17 protein-coding genes are annotated in these 18,043 nt (G+C 71.5%); 10 read left to right on the forward strand and 7 right to left on the reverse strand.

The genetic code is table 11. The features are described from left to right. The first annotated feature begins 5 nt into the window (after window positions 1-5). A complete protein-coding gene (locus IPK81_18405) occupies window positions 6-1,811 on the forward strand; it encodes a hypothetical protein (protein ID QQS11525.1) in 1,806 nt (601 codons plus the stop codon). Beyond that, on the forward strand, window positions 1,808-3,601 hold the full coding sequence (locus tag IPK81_18410) for a tetratricopeptide repeat protein (GenBank protein ID QQS11526.1): 1,794 nt from the start codon (window positions 1,808-1,810) through the stop codon (window positions 3,599-3,601). Before IPK81_18405 ends, IPK81_18410 begins: the two co-directional genes overlap by 4 nt. 469 nt (window positions 3,602-4,070) lie before the next feature. Here the strand turns inward: IPK81_18410 and IPK81_18415 are convergent, their stop codons facing one another. Then, window positions 4,071-5,270, reverse strand: coding sequence for an ABC transporter substrate-binding protein (locus tag IPK81_18415; GenBank protein QQS11527.1), 1,200 nt, complete (start codon window positions 5,268-5,270; stop codon window positions 4,071-4,073). Between the two features lie 157 nt (window positions 5,271-5,427). On the opposite strand from IPK81_18415, the gene IPK81_18420 reads away from it, so the two are divergent. The 6 genes from IPK81_18420 to IPK81_18445 all read left to right on the forward strand — a co-directional run bounded on the left by IPK81_18420 (window position 5,428) and on the right by IPK81_18445 (window position 10,307). Next, window positions 5,428-6,183: an ABC transporter ATP-binding protein gene (locus IPK81_18420; GenBank protein QQS11528.1), complete on the forward strand. Its 756-nt coding sequence runs from the start codon at window positions 5,428-5,430 to the stop codon at window positions 6,181-6,183. After that, window positions 6,176-6,880, forward strand: coding sequence for an ABC transporter ATP-binding protein (locus IPK81_18425; GenBank protein ID QQS11529.1), 705 nt, complete (start codon window positions 6,176-6,178; stop codon window positions 6,878-6,880). Before IPK81_18420 ends, IPK81_18425 begins: the two co-directional genes overlap by 8 nt. Before the next feature lie 45 nt (window positions 6,881-6,925). Next, a complete protein-coding gene (locus IPK81_18430) occupies window positions 6,926-7,807 on the forward strand; it encodes a branched-chain amino acid ABC transporter permease (GenBank protein ID QQS11530.1) in 882 nt (293 codons plus the stop codon). After that, the gene (locus tag IPK81_18435) at window positions 7,804-8,736 is read left to right on the forward strand and encodes a branched-chain amino acid ABC transporter permease (protein ID QQS11531.1); all 933 of its coding nucleotides are present in this window, start codon (window positions 7,804-7,806) and stop codon (window positions 8,734-8,736) included. Before IPK81_18430 ends, IPK81_18435 begins: the two co-directional genes overlap by 4 nt. A gap of 47 nt (window positions 8,737-8,783) precedes the next feature. Continuing rightward, on the forward strand, window positions 8,784-9,683 hold the full coding sequence (locus IPK81_18440) for a protein kinase (GenBank protein ID QQS11532.1): 900 nt from the start codon (window positions 8,784-8,786) through the stop codon (window positions 9,681-9,683). Between the two features lie 81 nt (window positions 9,684-9,764). Further along, the gene (locus IPK81_18445) at window positions 9,765-10,307 is read left to right on the forward strand and encodes a DUF4142 domain-containing protein (protein QQS11533.1); all 543 of its coding nucleotides are present in this window, start codon (window positions 9,765-9,767) and stop codon (window positions 10,305-10,307) included. A 277-nt stretch (window positions 10,308-10,584) separates the two neighbouring features. On the opposite strand, the gene IPK81_18450 is transcribed toward IPK81_18445, so the two are convergent. The 5 genes from IPK81_18450 to IPK81_18470 all read right to left on the reverse strand — a co-directional run bounded on the left by IPK81_18450 (window position 10,585) and on the right by IPK81_18470 (window position 15,257). Further along, window positions 10,585-10,809: a hypothetical protein gene (locus IPK81_18450; protein QQS11534.1), complete on the reverse strand. Its 225-nt coding sequence runs from the start codon at window positions 10,807-10,809 to the stop codon at window positions 10,585-10,587. Window positions 10,810-11,189: 380 nt separating this feature from the next. Next, window positions 11,190-12,137: a bifunctional riboflavin kinase/FAD synthetase gene (locus IPK81_18455; protein ID QQS11535.1), complete on the reverse strand. Its 948-nt coding sequence runs from the start codon at window positions 12,135-12,137 to the stop codon at window positions 11,190-11,192. Window positions 12,138-12,156: 19 nt separating this feature from the next. Then, on the reverse strand, window positions 12,157-12,579 hold the full coding sequence (locus IPK81_18460; protein QQS15171.1) for a MaoC family dehydratase: 423 nt from the start codon (window positions 12,577-12,579) through the stop codon (window positions 12,157-12,159). Between the two features lie 88 nt (window positions 12,580-12,667). After that, the gene (locus IPK81_18465; GenBank protein QQS11536.1) at window positions 12,668-14,092 is read right to left on the reverse strand and encodes an amidase; all 1,425 of its coding nucleotides are present in this window, start codon (window positions 14,090-14,092) and stop codon (window positions 12,668-12,670) included. A 91-nt stretch (window positions 14,093-14,183) separates the two neighbouring features. Continuing rightward, on the reverse strand, window positions 14,184-15,257 hold the full coding sequence (locus IPK81_18470; protein QQS11537.1) for a glycosyltransferase family 4 protein: 1,074 nt from the start codon (window positions 15,255-15,257) through the stop codon (window positions 14,184-14,186). Between the two features lie 96 nt (window positions 15,258-15,353). On the opposite strand from IPK81_18470, the gene IPK81_18475 reads away from it, so the two are divergent. Continuing rightward, complete coding sequence (locus IPK81_18475) at window positions 15,354-16,397, forward strand: phosphotransferase family protein (protein ID QQS11538.1); 1,044 nt, start codon at window positions 15,354-15,356, stop codon at window positions 16,395-16,397. Window position 16,398: 1 nt separating this feature from the next. Further along, window positions 16,399-16,758, forward strand: a complete 360-nt coding sequence (locus tag IPK81_18480) for a hypothetical protein (protein ID QQS11539.1) — start codon at window positions 16,399-16,401, stop codon at window positions 16,756-16,758. Between the two features lie 64 nt (window positions 16,759-16,822). Here the strand turns inward: IPK81_18480 and IPK81_18485 are convergent, their stop codons facing one another. Further along, the gene (locus IPK81_18485) at window positions 16,823-17,995 is read right to left on the reverse strand and encodes an MFS transporter (protein ID QQS11540.1); all 1,173 of its coding nucleotides are present in this window, start codon (window positions 17,993-17,995) and stop codon (window positions 16,823-16,825) included. Between the last annotated feature and the right edge of the window lie 48 nt (window positions 17,996-18,043).

The raw sequence follows: 18,043 nt of genomic DNA on the forward strand, positions 1-18,043 counted from the left end.
GCAGATTGGCCGCGATCGTCGCGGCCGACGTCGTCGGCTACTCGCGGCTGATGGGCCGCGACGAGGCGGGCACGCTGGCCCGGCTGCGCGGGCATCGACAGGCGCGGCTGGAGCCGGTCGTGGCGCGCCACGGCGGGCGGATCGTGAAGCTGACCGGCGACGGGGCGCTGGTCGAGTTCGGCAGCGCGGTGGACGCGGTGTCGGCGGCGGTGGCGTTCCAGCAGGCGATGGCCGCGGCGAACGCCGGTCAATCGGAGGACACCGCCATTGTGTTCCGCATCGGCGTCCATCTCGGCGACCTGATCGTCGACGGCGACGACCTCTACGGCGACGGCGTGAACGTGGCCGCCCGGCTGGAAGCGGAGGCGCCGCCGGGCGGGATCGTGGTCTCGGGCGACGTGCACAACGCGGTCGCGGGCCGGCTGAAGGCGGTGTTCGACGATCTGGGCGACCTCGCGCTGAAGAACATCGACCGCCCGGTCCGCGCGTTCCGCGTCGATTGGAGCGCCGCCGACTGGCCGGCGCGGACGGGCGCGTCGGCGACGGCGCCGCCATCGGACGGCGCGCCGCCGCCTCTGCCCGACAAACCCTCCATCGCCGTCCTGCCGTTCACCAACATGAGCGGCGATCCGGAGCAGGAGTACTTCACCGACGGCATGGTCGAGGACATCATCACCGAGCTCTCGCGCTTCCGCTCGCTGTTCGTCATCGCCCGCAACTCGTCGTTCTCCTACAAGGGCAGCTCGCCGGACATCAGGCGGGTCGGCCGCGAGCTGGGCGTGCGCTACGTGCTGGAAGGCAGCATCCGTCGCGCCGGCGACCGGATACGTGTGACGGGCCAGCTGATCGACGCGCCGACCGGCAACCACATCTGGGCCGAACGGTACGACCGGGTGCTGGACGATGTCTTCGCGGTGCAGGTGGAGGTCACGCGCGCGATCGTGGCGGCGATCGCGCCGCGGATCGATGCCGCGGAGATCGCGAACGCGCTCCGGAAGCGCCCGGGCCATCTCGGGGCCTACGATCTGGCGCTGCGCGCCTACGCGGATGTCGCCGCGTCGTACGACAGGACAGACGTCGAGTTGCGCGACCGGGCGATCAACACCGCGCTGCGCGCGCTGGCCATCGACCGGGAATGCGGGCTCGCGCAGGTCGCGATCGCGGAAGCCCATTGGCAGCACATCAACTTCAACACGGCCGCCGATGTCGGGGCGGCTTGGTCGACCGGCTTGACGGCCGCCGGCAGGGCGGTCGAGATCGATCCATCGGACCACATGGCGCTGCGCATCAGGGGCACCCTTCGATACTACGCGGGACAACGCCGCGCCGGCCTCGAGGATCTGCGGCTCGCGCTGCTTCGGAACCCCAACGATTGCGGAACCCTGAATTCCCTGGCGTTCTGCGAGGCCGCTTTCGGCGATGCGCGCCGGGGCGTCGAGTGCGGCGAGCTGTGCCTTCGGCTCAGTCCGCGGGACCGCCGCCTCGGGCAGATGCAGACCGGGTTGGCCAACGCCTATTTCTACGGACGCCGGTATGCGGAGGGCGGGGATGTGGCGGCCGCCGCCATCCGCGAGATGCCGGACAGCGCCTCCGGCCACGCCATTCTCGCGCTGAACCTCGTGGGGCTCGGTCGGATCGACGAGGCGAAGGACGCCTTGCGGATGGTGCGCGCGTTGGCGCCCGCCTATCTCGAACGACGTCTCTCCGGCGGATCGCACGTCGAGCGTGTGGACGACCGTGAGCGTGCGACGGTCTTCCTGCGCGTCGCCGCCGGCCTCGAGGATCCCTCCGCCGCGGAGGCTTTGCGATGACCGGAGAGCGCCGCCGCCTCGCCGCCATCGTCGCGGCCGACGTGGTCGGCTACTCGCGGCTGATGGGCCGCGACGAGTCGGGCACCTTGGCGCGGCTGCGGGCGCACCGGACCGAGCGGCTGGAGCCGGTGGTCGCGCGCCACGGCGGGCGGATCGTCAAGCTGACGGGCGACGGGGCGCTGGTCGAGTTCGGCAGCGCGGTGGACGCCGTGTCGGCGGCCGTGGCGTTCCAGCAGACGATGGCCGAGGCGAACGCGGAGGCGCCCGAGGACGCGGCGATCGTGTTCCGGATCGGTGTCCACCTCGGCGACCTGATCGTCGACGGCGACGACCTCTACGGCGACGGCGTCAACGTCGCGGCGCGGCTGGAGGCCGAGGCGCCGGCGGGTGGGATACTCGTGTCGCGCACGGTCCACGAGGCGGTGGGCGGCCGGCTGAAGGCGGTGTTCGACGATCTGGGCGAACTGTCGCTGAAGAACATCGACCGCCCGGTCCGCGCGTTCCGCGTCGATTGGAGCGCCACCGACTGGCCTTTGGCCGCCACCGCACCCGTGCCAGCCGCCGGCACGCCGACAACCGACGCGCCGCTGGCGCTGCCCGACAGGCCGTCGATCGCCGTCCTGCCGTTCACCAACATGAGCGGCGATCCCGAGCAGGAGTTCTTCGCCGACGGCATGGCCGAGGACATCATCACCGCGTTGTCGCGCATCGGGTCGTTCTTCGTGATCGCGCGCAATTCGACGTTCACCTACAAGGGCAAGGCCGTCGACATCAAACAGGTGGGGCGCGACCTCGGGGTCCGGTACGTGCTGGAGGGGAGCGTCCGGAAGTCGGGCGACCGCGTGCGCGTCACCGGCCAGTTGATCGACGCCGCGACCGGCGCGCATGTGTGGGCCGACCGCTTCGACGGGCCGCTCGCGGACATCTTCGACCTGCAGGACCGGGTGACGACGAGCGTCATCGGGGCGATCGAGCCGCGGCTGCGCCAGGTCGAGATCGAACTGGCGCGCCGCCGCCGGCCGGAGAGCCTCGACGCCTACGCCTGCGTGATGCGGGCGATGCCGGCGGTGTGGTCGTTCGATCCGGGCGGGAGGGCCGAGGCGCTGGCGGGGCTCGAGCGGGCGATGGCGCTCGACCCCGGCTACGCGCTGCCGCGCGCGCTCGCGGCCTGGTGCCACGCGCAGAATGTGAGCCATCACGGCGCGGCCGACCTTTCGGAGGAGAGGTCGCAAGCCTTGCGACTCGCCGAGTCCGCCGCCCGTCTCGACAGCGACGACGCGATCGTGCTGACCGTGCTGGGCGCGACCTACTCCATCCTCAGGGAGAACGCGCGGGCGGCGCCGCTCATCGAGAAGGCGCTGCTGCTCAATCCGAACTCGGCATGGACATGGCAGCGCAGCGGCTGGTTGGCCCTGTACACGGAGAGGTACGTGGTCGCGATCGAACACTTCGAGCGGAGCGTGCGGATCAGCCCGCTCGATCCGCTCAACTTCCTCGCCTTCGTCGGGACAGGTGCCGCGTGCTTCGGACTCGAGCGTTACGCCGAGGCGGTCGCGTGGTACGAAAAGGCCATCGCCGCGCAGCCGGGCGCCACGTTCAGCTTGCGCACCCTGGCGTCTGCCCTCGCCCACCAGGGACGCCTCGACGAGGCCCGGGACGTGATCCGGAAATTCCAGATCGCCCATCCCGGCGTGACGATCTCCGTCATCCTCGACGCGCTGCCGCCGACCAGCGCGGACTACCGTCGGCGCCTGACGGATGGTCTGCGCTTGGCGGGCCTGCCGGAATGACCGGACGCCGCCGCCTCGCCACCGTCGCGGTCGGTGTCGTCGGCGAATGCCCGCCGATCGATGGGGGACGAGGCCGCCCCGCGCGTCGTCGTATGCGCCCGCCGCGCGGCATCGCGGGGCCTTGGGCCGTTCCGTCGGCGGTGTCGGCGTATGATGGTGAAGCGCGGCGGTCGACATGAAATTTCGACGGCTGCCGCGTTGACGAAGAACCGTGTCGTTGAACGTGAAGATCGAACAATCAAGTTGCCGCGTATTCGCCTCCCGGCCCATTTTGTATATTGTATACAAAATACAATATACAAAACCGGATTCCGGCCTCCACGGGCGCGTCTGACGACGCGGGAGCGTCGATTTTCCGGGCTCTCAAATGTCACGGACACGTTGGCGCGGACGCGAAAACGGCGCCGCGCGCGAACGCGGCGCCGTTCCGTCGGACGCGCCCCGCGGGAGGCGTCCGAAACGCGTCAGATCATTTGATCAGCGGGCAGTTGCCGTCCTTGAGCGGGCGGAACGCCTCCTCGCCGGGCACGGTGGCGAGCAGCTTGTAGATGTCGTCCTTGTGCTTGGACTCGGCCGGCGACTTGACCTGGAACAGGTACATGTCGCGCACCAGGCGGCCGTCCGCGCGCAGCTTGCCGTTGCGCGTCATCGGGTCGTTGACCGGCAGCTCGCGCATCTTGGCCATCACCGCCAGCGGCTCGTCGGTGCCGGCGGCCTGCACCGCCTTGAGGTAGTGCAGCGTCGAGCTGTAGACGCCGATCGTCAGCATGCTCGGCAGCTTGTCGCGCTTCTTGCGGAAGCGCGCCGTCCAGGCGCGGGTCTCGTCGTTGAGGTCCCAGTAGAACGACTCCGTCAGCACCAGGCCCTGCGCCACCGGCAGGGTCAGCGCCTGCACGTCGGTCGAGAACACCAGCAGGCCGGCCAGACGCTGGCCGCCCTTGACGATGCCGAACTCGCCGGCCTGCTTGATGGCGTTGATCGTGTCGCCGCCGGCGTTGGCCAGCCCGATGATCTTGGCCTTCGAGGCCTGCGCCTGCAGCAGGAACGACGAGAAGTCCTGCGTGTTCAGCGGCGCGCGCACGCCGCCCAGCACCTTGCCGTTGTTGGCCTTCACCACCGCCGTCACGTCGCGCTCGAGCGCGTGGCCGAAGGCGTAGTCGGCGGTGAGGAAGAACCACGAATCGCCGCCCGACTTCACGATCGCCGAGCCCGTCACCTTGGCCAGCGCGTAGGTGTCGTAGGTCCAGTGCGCGCCGGTGGCCGAGCAGGCCGGACCGGTGAGGTCGGCCGAGGCGGCGCCGGAGTTGATGTCGATCTTGCCCTTCTCCTGGGCGATCTTGCGCACCGCCAGCGCCACCGACGAGGTGCCGATGCCGGTGATCATCTTGACGTCGTCGACGTCGTACCACTTGCGCGCGATGGCGGCGCCGACGTCGGGCTTGGTCTGGTGGTCGGCCGACAGCAGCTCGATCGGACGGCCCAGCACCTTGCCGCCGAAATCGTCGATCGCCATCTGGATGGCCTCGACCTCGCCGATCGTCAGGTCGCCGTAGACGCCGGAGAAGCCCTCCATCACGCCGATGCGGAACGGCGCCTGCGCCTGCGCGGCCGCCCCCCACGCCAGCGACGCCGCGACCAGTCCGGCCGCCGCGAATTTCGCTCTCGTCATCCCATCTCTCCTTTGCGGAACGCGGCCGGGCCGCGCGGGGGCGGACGTTAGCCGGCGGGCCCGGCGGCGTCCACGCCGGCGGCGCGCGGGGCAGGGCCGCGCCGGGGCTGTACACCGGCCTCGGCCGCCGTGCTATAGGCGCGCGCCGGGGAGCGCGATGACCGACGATATCATTCTCGAGGCGAAGGGCCTGACCAAGGAGTTCCGGGGCTTCGTGGCCGTGAAGGACGTCGACCTGCGGGTCCGGCGCCACACGATCCACGCCCTGATCGGACCCAACGGCGCCGGCAAGACGACCTGCTTCAACGTGCTGACGCATTTCCTGCCGCCGACCGCCGGCCGCATCACGTTCAACGGCCGCGACATCACCGGCAGCGCGCCGGCGGCGATCGCGCGCATGGGGCTGGTGCGCTCGTTCCAGATCTCGGCCGTGTTCCCGCATCTCTCGGTGCGCGAGAACGTGCGCGTGGCGCTGCAGCGCAAGCTCGGCAACTCGTTCCATTTCTGGCGCTCCGAGAAGGTGCTCGGCGCGCTCGACGACCGCGCGCTGGAGCTGATCCGCTCGGTCGGGCTGGCCGACTACGCCGAGTCGCCGGCGGTCGAGCTGCCCTACGGCCGCAAGCGGGCGCTGGAGATCGCCACCACGCTGGCGCTCGAGCCGGAGATGATGCTGCTCGACGAGCCGATGGCCGGGCTCGGCACCGAGGACATCGGCCGCATCGCCGCCCTGATCCGCGCCGCCGCCAAGGACCGCACGGTCCTGATGGTCGAGCACAACATGTCGGTCGTGGCCGAGCTGTCCGACACGATCACGGTGCTGGCGCGCGGCGAGGTGCTGGCCGAGGGACCCTACGCCGAGGTGTCCAAGAATCCCGCCGTGATCGAGGCCTACGTGGGGACCGGCCATGGCTGATCCCATGCTGAAGGTCGCCGGCCTCAACGCCTGGTACGGCGAGTCGCACATCCTGCACGGGATCGATTTCGAGATCGGCGCCGGCGAGCTGGTGACGCTGCTGGGCCGCAACGGCGCCGGCAAGACCACGACGCTGAAGTCGATCATGGGCATCGTCGGCCGCCGCGAGGGCTCGGTGCGTCTCGACGGCCGCGAGCTGGTGGCCTGCGAGTCCGACGTCGTGGCGCGCGCCGGCATCGCCTACTGCCCGGAGGAGCGCGGCATCTTCTCGAGCCTCGACGTCGAGGAGAACCTGCTGCTGCCGCCCGTGGTCCGGCCCGGCGGCATGACGGTCGAGGAGATCTACGAGCTGTTCCCGAACCTGCGCGAGCGCCGCCGCAGCCAGGGCACCAAGCTGTCGGGCGGCGAGCAGCAGATGCTGGCCATCGGCCGCATCCTGCGCACCGGCGCCCGGCTGCTGCTGCTCGACGAGCCGACCGAGGGTCTGGCGCCGGTGGTGGTCCAGCGCATCGGCGAGGCCATCCGCCTGCTGAAGACGCGCGGCTTCACCATCCTGCTGGTCGAGCAGAACCTGCGCTTCGCCACCTCGATCGCCGACCGCCACTACGTCGTCGAGGACGGCCGGGTGGTCGACATGGTCGCCGCCGCCGACGTCGCGGGCAGCATGGACAAGCTGCGCGCCTTCCTTGGAGCCTGACCGCCATGCCGCGTCCGATACCGTCCGGCGCCGCGCGAGCGCCCCATGTTTGAGCTGCTGGGCATCGCACCGCAGGCCCTGTTCGGCCAGCTGGCGGTCGGGCTCATCAACGGCGCGTTCTACGCCATGCTCAGCCTCGGGCTCGCCGTGATCTTCGGCATGCTCAACGTCATCAACTTCACGCACGGCGCGCAGTACATGGTCGGCGCGTTCGTGGCGTGGATGTTGCTGACGCTGCTCAACATTCCGTTCTGGGTGGCGCTGGTGGTGGCGCCTATCGTCGTCGGCGCCTTCGGAGTGGTCCTCGAGCGCCTCGTGCTCAAGCGAATCTACCACCTCGACCACCTCTACGGCTTCCTGCTGACCTTCGGCCTGGCGCTGATGATCGAGGGCGTGTTCCAGGTGCGCTGGGGCTCGTCCGGCCAGCCCTATCCGAACCCGTGGCCGGGCGGCAACGACCTCGGCTTCATGTTCCTGCCCAACTACCGGGCCTTCGTGGTCAGCGCCGCGCTCGTCGTCTGCCTCGCCACCTGGTACGCGATCGAGCGCACGCGGCTGGGCGGCTACCTGCGCGCCGCGACCGAGAACCCGACCCTGGTGCGCGCCTTCGGCATCAACGTGCCGCGGCTGATCACGCTGACCTACGGGCTGGGCGTCGGGCTGGCGGCGCTGGCCGGCGTGCTTGCGGCGCCGATCTACCAGGTGTCGCCGCTGATGGGCACCAACCTCGTGCTGATCGTGTTCGCCGTCGTCGTCATCGGCGGCATGGGCTCGATCATGGGCTCGATCGTCACCGGCTTCGGCCTCGGCGTGGTCGAGGGCCTGACCAAGGTGTTCTACCCGCAGGCCTCCAGCACGGTGATCTTCGTCATCATGGCGATCGTCCTGCTGGTCAAACCGGCCGGCCTTTTCGGGCAGACCAAATGAACCCGCGCCTGATCGCCCTCGTCCTGCTGGCGCTGGCCCTGGCCGCGCCGTGGTTCGCCTATCCGATCTTCCTGATGAAGGCGCTGTGCTTCGCGCTGTTCGCCTGCTCGTTCAACCTGCTGCTGGGCTACGCCGGGCTGCTGAGCTTTGGCCACGCGATGTTCTTCGGCATCGCGGGCTACTGCTTCGGCCACGCGGTCAAGGCGTGGGGCCTGCCGCCCGAGCTCGCGATCCTGTTCGGCGTCGCCGGCGCGGCGGCGCTCGGCCTGGTGACCGGCGCGCTGGCGATCCGCCGCCAAGGCATCTATTTCGCGATGATCACGCTGGCGTTCAGCCAGATGGTCTACTTCTTCTGCATCCAGGCGCCGTTCACCGGCGGCGAGGACGGGCTGCAGGGCATCGGCCGTCCGCCGCTGCTGGGCGGGCTGCTCCCGACCAAGGACGACAAGGTCCTGTACTACGTCGTGCTGGCCATCTTCCTGTTCGGCTACGGCGCCATCCACCGCGTCATCCACTCGCCGTTCGGCCAGGTGCTCAAGGCGATCCGCGACAACGAGCAGCGCGCCCTGTCGCTGGGCTACAACGCCGACCGCTACAAGCTGCTGGCCTTCGTGCTCTCCGCCGCGCTGGCCGGGCTGGCCGGTTCGACCAAGGCGCTGGTGCTGCAGTTCGCGACCTTGACGGACGTCAGCGCCGGCACCTCCGGCGAGGTCGTGCTGATGGCGCTGGTCGGCGGCCTGGGCACCATCGTCGGCCCTGTCGTCGGCGCCTTCGTGATCATCACGATGCAGAACTACCTGGCCTCGGCGGGGGAGTGGATCCTGGTCATCCAGGGCGGCATCTTCGTGGTCATCGTGCTGGCCTTCCGCCGCGGCCTGGTGGGCGAGCTGACGGCGTTCTGGCAGGCGCGCTTCAAATCCGCGAAATAATCCGCGCGCCCGGCGCGCGCGGCGCGCGGACGCGCTAACATCGCGGCATGGCCACGCTTCCCCCGCCCATGGTCACGGCGCCCGCCGTCGCGCGCGCGCTCCCTTTCGCGCCGCACAGCGTGCTCGAGAACCCCTCGACCGGCACCGCCTACCGGCTGCTCGAGCCGATCGGCGAGGGCTATTTCGGCATCGTCTACGCCGCCATCGACTCGTGGGAGAACGACCTCGCGATCAAGGTGCTGAAGCCGCACGCCTCGCCGTGGCTGAACGCCACCAAGGCGGCCGCCGAGGTCGACAAGCTGGTGATGCTGCGCAGCCCGTTCTTCACCTACATCTACGAGGCGTTCGCGCTCGACGGCCAGTTCTGCATCGTCACGGAGCGTTGCGAGCACACGCTGTCGCGGGCGCTGGGCCAGCCGTGGTTCAAGGGCCCGCACTCGGTCCGCTCGGTGGCGCGCTGCGTGCTCCAGGCGGTGCACCGCATGCATGAGTTCCAACTCGTGCACCAGGACATCCATCTCGACAACGTGTTCGTCTCGGTGGCGCGCGACGAGCTGGTCGGGGGGCCCGCCGGCGCCACCGGCTTCAAGCTCGGCGACGTCGGCCTGGCCAAGCCGGTGGGTCAGCTCGATCCGGCCAACACCAACGTCAACCCCGACACCATCGCGCCGGAGTTCCTCGATCCGGCGGCGTTCGGGGCGCCCGACCACCGCGTCGACATCTACCACAGCGCGCTGCTGCTGCTGCAGGTGCTGGTCGGCCGACGGCTGAACTTCACGCGGGCGCAGATCCACGACGGCGCGCCCGGCCGCGCCGCCGCCGCGCTCGGCACGCCGCTGGGCCACGCGCTGTCGCAGGCCCTGCGGCGGCGGGTCGACGGCCGTCCCGCCTCGGCGCGCGACCTGTGGAGCGCGATCGCGCAGGCGGCGGTGGCGTCGGCGTCGTGACCCGGCGCGGCCGCCGCGCGTCGTCGGCGGAATCGGCGGTGGCGATGGACGTTTGAAGTCCATCGCACACCGGAGGTTTCAATGAATCGTTCATCTCGCCGCGCGCTGTTGGCCGCGGTCGCCATCGCCGTCGCCGTTCCCGCCTTCGTCGCCGTTCCGCCCGCGTTCGCGCAGAGCATGGACCAGACCGGCGGCACGACCACGTTCGTCCGTCTCGCGTCGCTCGGCGGCCATTTCGGCATCGAATCCAGCCAGATCGCGCTGCAGCGGTCGCGCGATCCCGGCGTCCGCGGCTTCGCCCAGCGCATGATCGACTCGCATGGCCAGGCGCTGAACGATCTGAAGTTCACCAACGACGCGAACGCCAACGCCTCGATGCCGCAGCAGCTGACCGGCGACTACCAGGCGATGATCAACGAGCTGCGCGGCACGCCGGACGAGCGTTTCGACGGCGTCTACATGTCGATGCAGGTCCAGGGACACCAGACCGCGCTCGCGATGTTCACCGACTACGCCCGCGTCGGCAGCGTCGACTCGCTGCGCAAGCTGGCGGTCAAGTGGATGCCGCTGATCGAGGCGAACTTGAAGGACGCGCAGACCGTTCTGGGCGCGGTCTCGCGGTAGGTCCGGAACCGGTCCGGGCGGCGGCTTCGGCCGCCCGGCGCCACCGGCCCGTCCGGCCGCACGAAACGAGGGCCGCCCACTCCGGGCGGCCCTCGTTTCGTGCGGCCGGATGTCGACGGCGCTGCGCGGTTCCTCCCGCCGCCGTGGCGCGGCGCGAAAGCCGGTGCCGTGGTGTTCATCCCGCGTCTCGACGGCGGGAGGAACGGCGCAACGTCGTGCCGCCGGTCGATGGCGGCCCTCCCTCCCGGCCGCGTCGCGGCCGGGAGGGTCCGTCGAACTAGTAGCGGTTGCGGTCCGGCGTGGTCGCCGCGCCGACGCCGGCGCCCACGACACCGCCCACGACGGCGCCCGGCAGCACGCCGATGCCGGTCACGCCGCCCACGACCGCGCCGGAGCCGGCGCCGATGGCGCCGCCGGTGACCGCGCGCTGGCCCCACGTGTCGCCGCAGGCCGTGAGGCCGAGAAGGATTGCCGAAGCCGCGATGATCTTGCTGGTCGACATGAGAACCTCCGAGTGATGCTTGGACGTCAACGCGGCCCCCGGTGGAGGGTTCCGTGTCGCCAATTCATCGCCCGGGGACAAGTCGGCGCGCGGGCGTAACGAAGGCGGAAACGTGGCGGTGTCCGCCGGGAGGGATGACGCCGATCCTGGAGTCCTCCGCCCTTCTTCCCCGTCTTCGAGGGATAAGGTGCCCGAAGGTGCACCGCCGCTGCCGCGTGGGCATGAGGGGGCATCGTCCTCACCATCACCCGCGCCGCGCGCGCCATGCCGGCGATCTCGCGGATGCGCCGAACCGCGCCCCTCATCCGACGCTTCGCGCCACCTTCTTCCCGATCCGTACAAGGACGGGGGGGAGAGGGGAGTCTGGTCGGCGTCGGACGCTACGCGGGTTCGGCGGCCAGGATTGTCCGGGCGGCCTGGCTGTCGGCGGCGATCTGGGCCTTGAGCGCGTCGAGGCCGGCGAACTTCATCTCCGGCCGGATGAAGTCGACGAACTCGACGCGCATCGTCCGGCCGTAGAGGTCGCCGGCGTAGTCGAAGACGTGGACCTCGAAATTCTCCGCGATCTTGCCGAAGGTCGGACGGCGCCCGAGATTGGCGACCGCGTCGCGCCACACCGTCGCGCCGTCCTCCTCGACGCCGCAGCGTACCGCGTAGACGCCGAAGCGCGGCCGCAGGTGCTCGCCGAGCGCGACGTTGGCGGTGGGGAAGCCGATCGTGCGGCCGCGCTGGTCGCCTTTCTCGACGACGCCCTCGATCTCCCATCGGTGGCCCAGCAGCTCCGCCGCCTCGCGCGCCATGCCGGCGCGCAGCGCCTCGCGGATGCGGGTCGAGGAGTAGATCTCGCCTTCGCGCATGACCGGCGGCACGATGTCGACGCCGAAACCGCGGGCCGCGCCGAGCCGCTGCAGCAGATCGACGTTGCCGGAGCGCCGCGCGCCGAAGGTGAAATCGTAGCCGCAGACCACGTGGCGTGCGCCGAGCCCCTCGACCAGAACGCGGTCGACGAATTCCTCGGCCGGCAGCGCCGCGAACGCCGCGTCGAAGCGCTGCGCCAGAACGGCGCCGGCGCCGTGGCGCGCCAGCAGCCGCGTCTTGGCCGCCGCCGCGGTGAGGCGGAACGGCGCGGTGTCGGCGACGAAGAAGGCGCGCGGATGCGGCTCGAAGGTCAGCGCCAGCACCGGCGCGGCGGCGCCGGCGGATCCGCGCGCGACGCGCAGCAGCGCCTGGTGGCCGGGATGCACGCCGTCGAAATTGCCCATCGCCACGGCGGCGCCGCGCCACGCCGCCGGCACGTCGCGCCAGCGCTCGAACACGGGGATCGTCATGTCGCGCGTTCCGTTCCGCTCACTTGGCGCGGCGCGGCGCCATCACGACGGCCTCGCCGTCGATCACGACGCGGTCGCCGACCCTGCACACCGTCTCGAGCCGCACGCGCCGGCGCTCGGCCACGATCTCGACGATGGTCGCGGTGGCCGTCACCGTGTCGCCGATGACCACGGGCGAGCGGAAGTTCAAGGTCTGCGACACGTAGAGCGCGCCGGGCCCCGGCAGCTTGGTGCCGACGACGGTCGAGATGAAGCTGCCCGACAGCATGCCATGCGCGATGCGCGTGCCGAACCGCGTGGTGCGCGCGAACTCCTCGTGCAGGTGGATCGGATTGGTGTCGCCGGACACGCCGGCGAAGGCCATGATGTCGGCCTCCGTGACGGTCTTGCCGAACACCGCCGACATGCCGACGGAGAGATCCTCGAGATAGAGGCCGTGCATCCGCTCGGCGATCGACGTCATTCCATCCTCCCGTTCGTCTTCGAGTTTCTCCCACTCCTCCGCTTCGCGATGGAGAGGGATCCGCCTCCTAGTGCCGCACCACCGGGTCGATCGGCAGGCGCTTGTACAGGCCGAGCGCCTCCTCGAACAGGCGCGCGGCCTGCAGCAGCGCGCCCTCGCCGCGCGGGCGGCCGACGAGCTGCATGCCGACCGGCAGGCCCGACCGCGTGAAGCCGCACGGCACGCAGATCGCGGGGAAGCCCGACATCGTGACGATCGAGCTGCCCAGCACCCAGTCGATGTAGCTGGGCATCTTCCGGCCGTTGATCTCCTCGACGTAGCGCTTCTCGACGGGGAACGGCTCGACCGGCGCGCCCGGGAAGCACATCACGTCCCAGGTCGAGAAGAACTGCGCGAAGCGCTGGATCAGGGCGCCCTGCGCCTTGGCGGCGTCGCGCACGTTCTCGGCCGTCAGCGAGCGGCCGTACTCGATGTTCCAGACCACCTCGGGCTTCAGCAGGTCGCGGTGCGCGTCGAGCGTGGCGCCGTGGGTCGCCGCCATGTTGTGGCCGCGGAACACCTGGAAGGCGTCGCGCGCGCCGGCGCAGTCGGGCGACGCCGCGTCGGTGGTGGCGCCCAGCTCCTTGAAGCGCGCGAAGGCCGCGGTCGTGATCTCCATGATCTCGGGGTCCGTCGGGCACAGCCCGCCGAACGTGCCGGCCCACGCGACCCTGGCCGGCGCGACGGGCGCGGCGACCTGCGTCGAATACGCCACCGCCGGCGCGTCGTAGGTCAGCGGATCGCGGATGTCGTGGCGCGCCTCGGCGTCGAGCATCAGCGCCACGTCGGCGACGCAGCGCCCCATCGGGCCGTGCAGCGACAGCGTGTTGAGCGGCAGCGCCGTCGGTCCGGTCGGGATGCGTCCCGGACTCGGGCGGAAGCCGACCACGCCGCAGAAACTGGCGGGCGTGCGCAGCGAGCCGCCGAGGTCGGAACCGGTCGCCAGCCAGATCTCGCCCGAGGCCAGCGCCACCGCCGAACCGCCCGACGAGCCGGCGCAGGTCATGCGCGTGTCCCACGGGTTGCGCGTGACGCCGAACACCTCGTTGAAGGTCTGCGCGCCGGCGCCGTACTCCGGCGTGTTGGTCTTGCCGATGACGAGCCCGCCATAGGCCTCGAGATGCTGCACCGTCAGATCGGTGCGGGCCGAGACGTTGTCCTTCATCACGCGCGAGCCGAAGGTGGTGCGCACGCCCTCGACGTCCTCGAGGTCCTTGACCGCGATCGGCAGGCCGGCGAGCCAGCCGGGATGGCCGGCGTTGCGCGTGTCGAGGGATTTGGCGCGGGTCCGCGCCCGGTCGTAGGTCCGCGTCACCATGGCGTTGAGCGCGCCGTCCACCTCGGCGATGCGCGCCTCGGCCGCGTCGATCAGATCCAGCGGCGAAACCTTCTTCCTCTTGAGCAGGTCGACCGCGGCGACGGCGGTCAGACGGCACAGCGACGTGTCGGCCAAGTTCGCGTTCCCCCTCGTCGGGGTCGCAGGCGGCGCCCCGGTTTCCAGTCCCTTATCACGCGCCGCGCGCCGCCGGAATGCGCGCCGCCGCTCACCCCGTGCCCAGCACCCTGCGCATCAGCGATTCCGCATCGCGGCAATCCGTCAGCTCGTTGACGAAGATCGACGGCCACGCCGCGCGGATGGAGCGCTGGACGCCGGCGCGGTCGACGATGTCCTGCAGGAATTCGATGAAACGTTCGCGCTCGGCGCGCATGCGCGCCACTACGCCGGCGCGGATCCCGGCCGGGTCCGGCGCCCGGCGCACCCACGCCGCGACCGCGTCGGCCACGGCGCGCGGATCGGGTTCGACCTCGGTCCACCACGCCGGATCGGCGTAGTGATCGCGTCCGCCGATCGACGGTGTCGAGACGACGGGACGGCCGCACAGCATGTACTCGACCACGGCGCGGTTGGCGCCCTCGACCGCCGACAGCGCCAGCCCGACGCGCGACCGGTTGATGACGGCGGCGACCTCGGCGCGGTCGAGCCGGCGGTAGTCGGCGCCGAACATGCCGTTGCAGAACGTGGCGCCGGGCATCGCCGCGCGCACGCCCGTCCAGTAGGCCAGCACTTCCGCGCTGGCGCCGGGCCAGTTGTCGGCGATCAACGCCAGCCGCGGCACGTCGCGCGCCAGCGCGTGGCGCTTCCACGCCAGCGGCGCGGCGTTGAGCACGGCGTCGTGGATCGGCACCGCCGCCGGATCGATCTCGAAGAACCGCTCCTCGATGAAGGTCTGGCCGTTGAACAGCTCCGCCGGCACGCCGCGCTGACGGCACAACTCCACCTCGGCGGCGGTCGACGACAGCGCCACCAGCCTGTGCGCGGGGTACGCCGCGGCGTGCGCGCGCCACGCCCGCGCCAGCCGGTCGGCGCCGTCGCCGGCCTCGAGCGTCCAGGTCGGGCGCACCAGCCAGGTCAACGGCACGCCGTCGAGCCACGGCCCCATCAGCTCGAGGCCGCCCATCGGCAGGTCCATGCGGGCGATGCCGACCAGGATCAGCGGGTCGCGGCACAGCATCCCGCCCGAGAACGCGTTGGTCCACGTCCTGGGCGGCGGCTCGACCTTGGGTGCGGCGGGCCCGCTGGCGGCGGCCGGGCGCCGCGCCGGTTTCGTCCTGCGCATCGGCGCCTCCTAGCATCGCGGGGCGATTGTCGCATCCGGCGCGGCGTGCGAGATTTCGCTGAACGACGGTTCACCACGCGATCGATCCTGGAGCCCATGCCGGACCCCACCGCCGCCTCCCCCGGCCGCGACGCCGCCGCGCTCGTCCCGGCGCTGACCACGGTCTGCGCCCGGTATTTCGGCGCGCCGTGCGCCGTCGAGGGGCTGTTCCGCCACTCCGGCGGCGCGTCGCGCCAGACCTGGGGCTTCGACGCCGTGGTCGGCGGCGCGCGCCAGAAGCTGGTGATGCGCCGCGACCCGCCGGCGCCGCCCGGCGGCAAGCCGTCGTCGCCGGCCGAGAACAGCCTGGCGCTCGACCGCGGCACCGAGTTCGAGGTCATGCGCGCGGCCCGCGCCCACGGCGTGCCGGTGCCCGAGCTGCTGTTCCAGCTGCGGCCGGGCGACGGGCTCGGCGACGGCTACGTGATGCGCCACGTCGACGGCAGCGCCATCGCCCGCAACCTGCTGCGCGAGCCGCGCTACGCCGAGGCGCGGCCGCGCATCGTCGGCCAGCTCGGCGCGATCCTCGCCCGCCTGCACGCCGTGCCGGTGGCGGCGGCGCCGCCGCTGGGCGTGTCGAGCCCGGCGCATCTGCTGGCCGGGCTGCGGCGCGTGCTCGACGCCATCGGCGAGCCGCATCCGGTGTTCGAGCTGGCGATCACGTGGCTCGAGCGGCGCATCCCGCCGACCGGCGCGCCGCGCTTCGTGCACGGCGACTTCCGGACCGGCAACTACCTCGTCGACGAGAACGGCGTCAGCGCGATCCTCGACTGGGAGATCGCCCATCTCGGCGATCCGCTCGAGGACCTCGGCTGGCTGTGCATCAAGTCGTGGCGCTTCGGCGCCATCGACAAACCGGCCGGCGGCTTCGGCACGCGCGAGGAGCTGTGGGCGGCCTACGCGGCGGCCGGCGGCGATCCGGTCGATCCAGCCCGCGCCCGGTGGTGGGAGATCTTCGGCACCGTGCGCTGGGGCGTGATCTGCATCAACCAGGCGTGGAAGCACCTCTCGGGCGCCGAGAAGTCGATGGAGCTGGCCAGCATCGGCCGGCGCGCGGTCGAGACCGAGGTGGATCTGCTGCAGCTGCTGGCGGAGGCGTGACATGGCGCAGGACCGTCCCACCGCGCCCGAGCTGCTCGACGCCATCGAGGGCTTCCTGCGCGACGAGGCGCTGCCGGCGCTGGAGCGCATCGACGCGCGGCTGGCCTTCCAGACCAAGGTCGCGATCAACTCGCTGATGATCCTCAAGCGCGAGGCCGCGCTGGGCCCGCGCGCCGATTCCGCCGAGCGCGCCCGAGTGGCGGCGCTGCTGGGCCGCGACGGCGACCTGCTCGATCTCAACCGGGAGCTCTCGCGCCAGCTCCGCACGGGCGAGCGCGACGAGCGCGATGCCGCCCTGATGGACCATCTGCGCGCCACCATCGCCGACAAGATCGCCATCGCCAATCCGAAGTGGCGGTAGGCGCGGCGATTGTCTTCCCTTCTCCCCGCGAAGGCGGGGAAAAAGGAAGAGCATTGCTATCGCCTCACCCCGGCGGCGGCATCCGGCGGCGGAGGGCGGCGAAGATGAAGACGAGCGGCAGCATCGCGATGAGGAGGCCGCTGGCGACGTGGAGCGGCGCCTCGGCGCGCGCCAGCAGGTCGGTGAGCCAACCCGCCACCGCCGGCGTCACCGCGAAGCCGATGTAGAGCCAGACGAAGAACACGCCGAGGCCGGCGCCGCGGGTGCGCGCGCGCAGCACCTGGCCGGGCAGGGAGGAGATCACGCCGGCCGGCAGGCCGCCGACGAGGGCGGCCACGATAAGGGTCGGTGCCGGCCCGAGGATCGGCGCCAGCGACAGCGCGACAGCCCAGAAGACCGCGGTGATGGCGATGAACGCCTCGTGCCGCGCCATCAGCCGGGCGATGAAGCCGCCGGCCATCACGCCCGCGACGCTGGACAGCGTGATGGCCGCGGCGGCGACGCCGGCGGCTTCCGGCGTGGCGCCGCGGCTGACGAGATAGGACAGCGAGAAGCCGGTCAGCACGATGTAGGCGCCGTTGTAGGCCGCCCACATCGCGCCGGCGACGTTCACCGCCGTGAACTCCTGCCGCGACAGGCGCCCGCCGGCCGTGCCATCGGCGGATGGCGTGGCGCGGTCGTTGGCGTGCGGCCGGTACGGCAGCGCCAGCGCGACGAACGCGAGCGCCGCGCCCGAGACGCCGGCGACGCAGGCCGCGCGCCAGCCCCACGAGCCCGCCAGCGCCGGATCGAGCAGCTGCGCGGCCGCCATGCCGACCGGGAAGCCGTTGAGCATCACGGCCATCGCGAAGGGCAGGTCGCGGCCGGCGAACCAGTCCGCCGTCATCTTGACCGTCAGCACGCCCATCAGGATCGCGCCGGTGCCGGCCACGAGCTGCCCGATGGCGAGCTGGAGGAAGCCGCCGGCGCCGGCCGTCACTGCGCCGCCGGCCATCATCAACGCGAGGCCCGCCAGCGCCACCCGCCGGTCGCCGAAGCGGCGGCCCAGCAGCCCGGCGGGCACCGCGACGAGGATGCCCGGCAGCATGTAGAGGCCGAACAGCGCGCCGATCTCGGTGAACGCCACGCCGAGGTCGCGGGCGAGGTCCGGCGCCACGGCGGGGATCGCCTGGAACTGGAAACCGAACGCCGTGCGCGCCGTCAGGATCAGCGCCATCGCCCGCCAGCGTCCGCCCATCGCCATGCCGCTCCCCGGCGCGCCGTGCCGCGGCGCGTGACCATCGCG

The sequence above is a fragment of the Rhodospirillales bacterium genome, from assembly GCA_016699855.1.
GTDB lineage: Bacteria > Pseudomonadota > Alphaproteobacteria > Reyranellales > Reyranellaceae.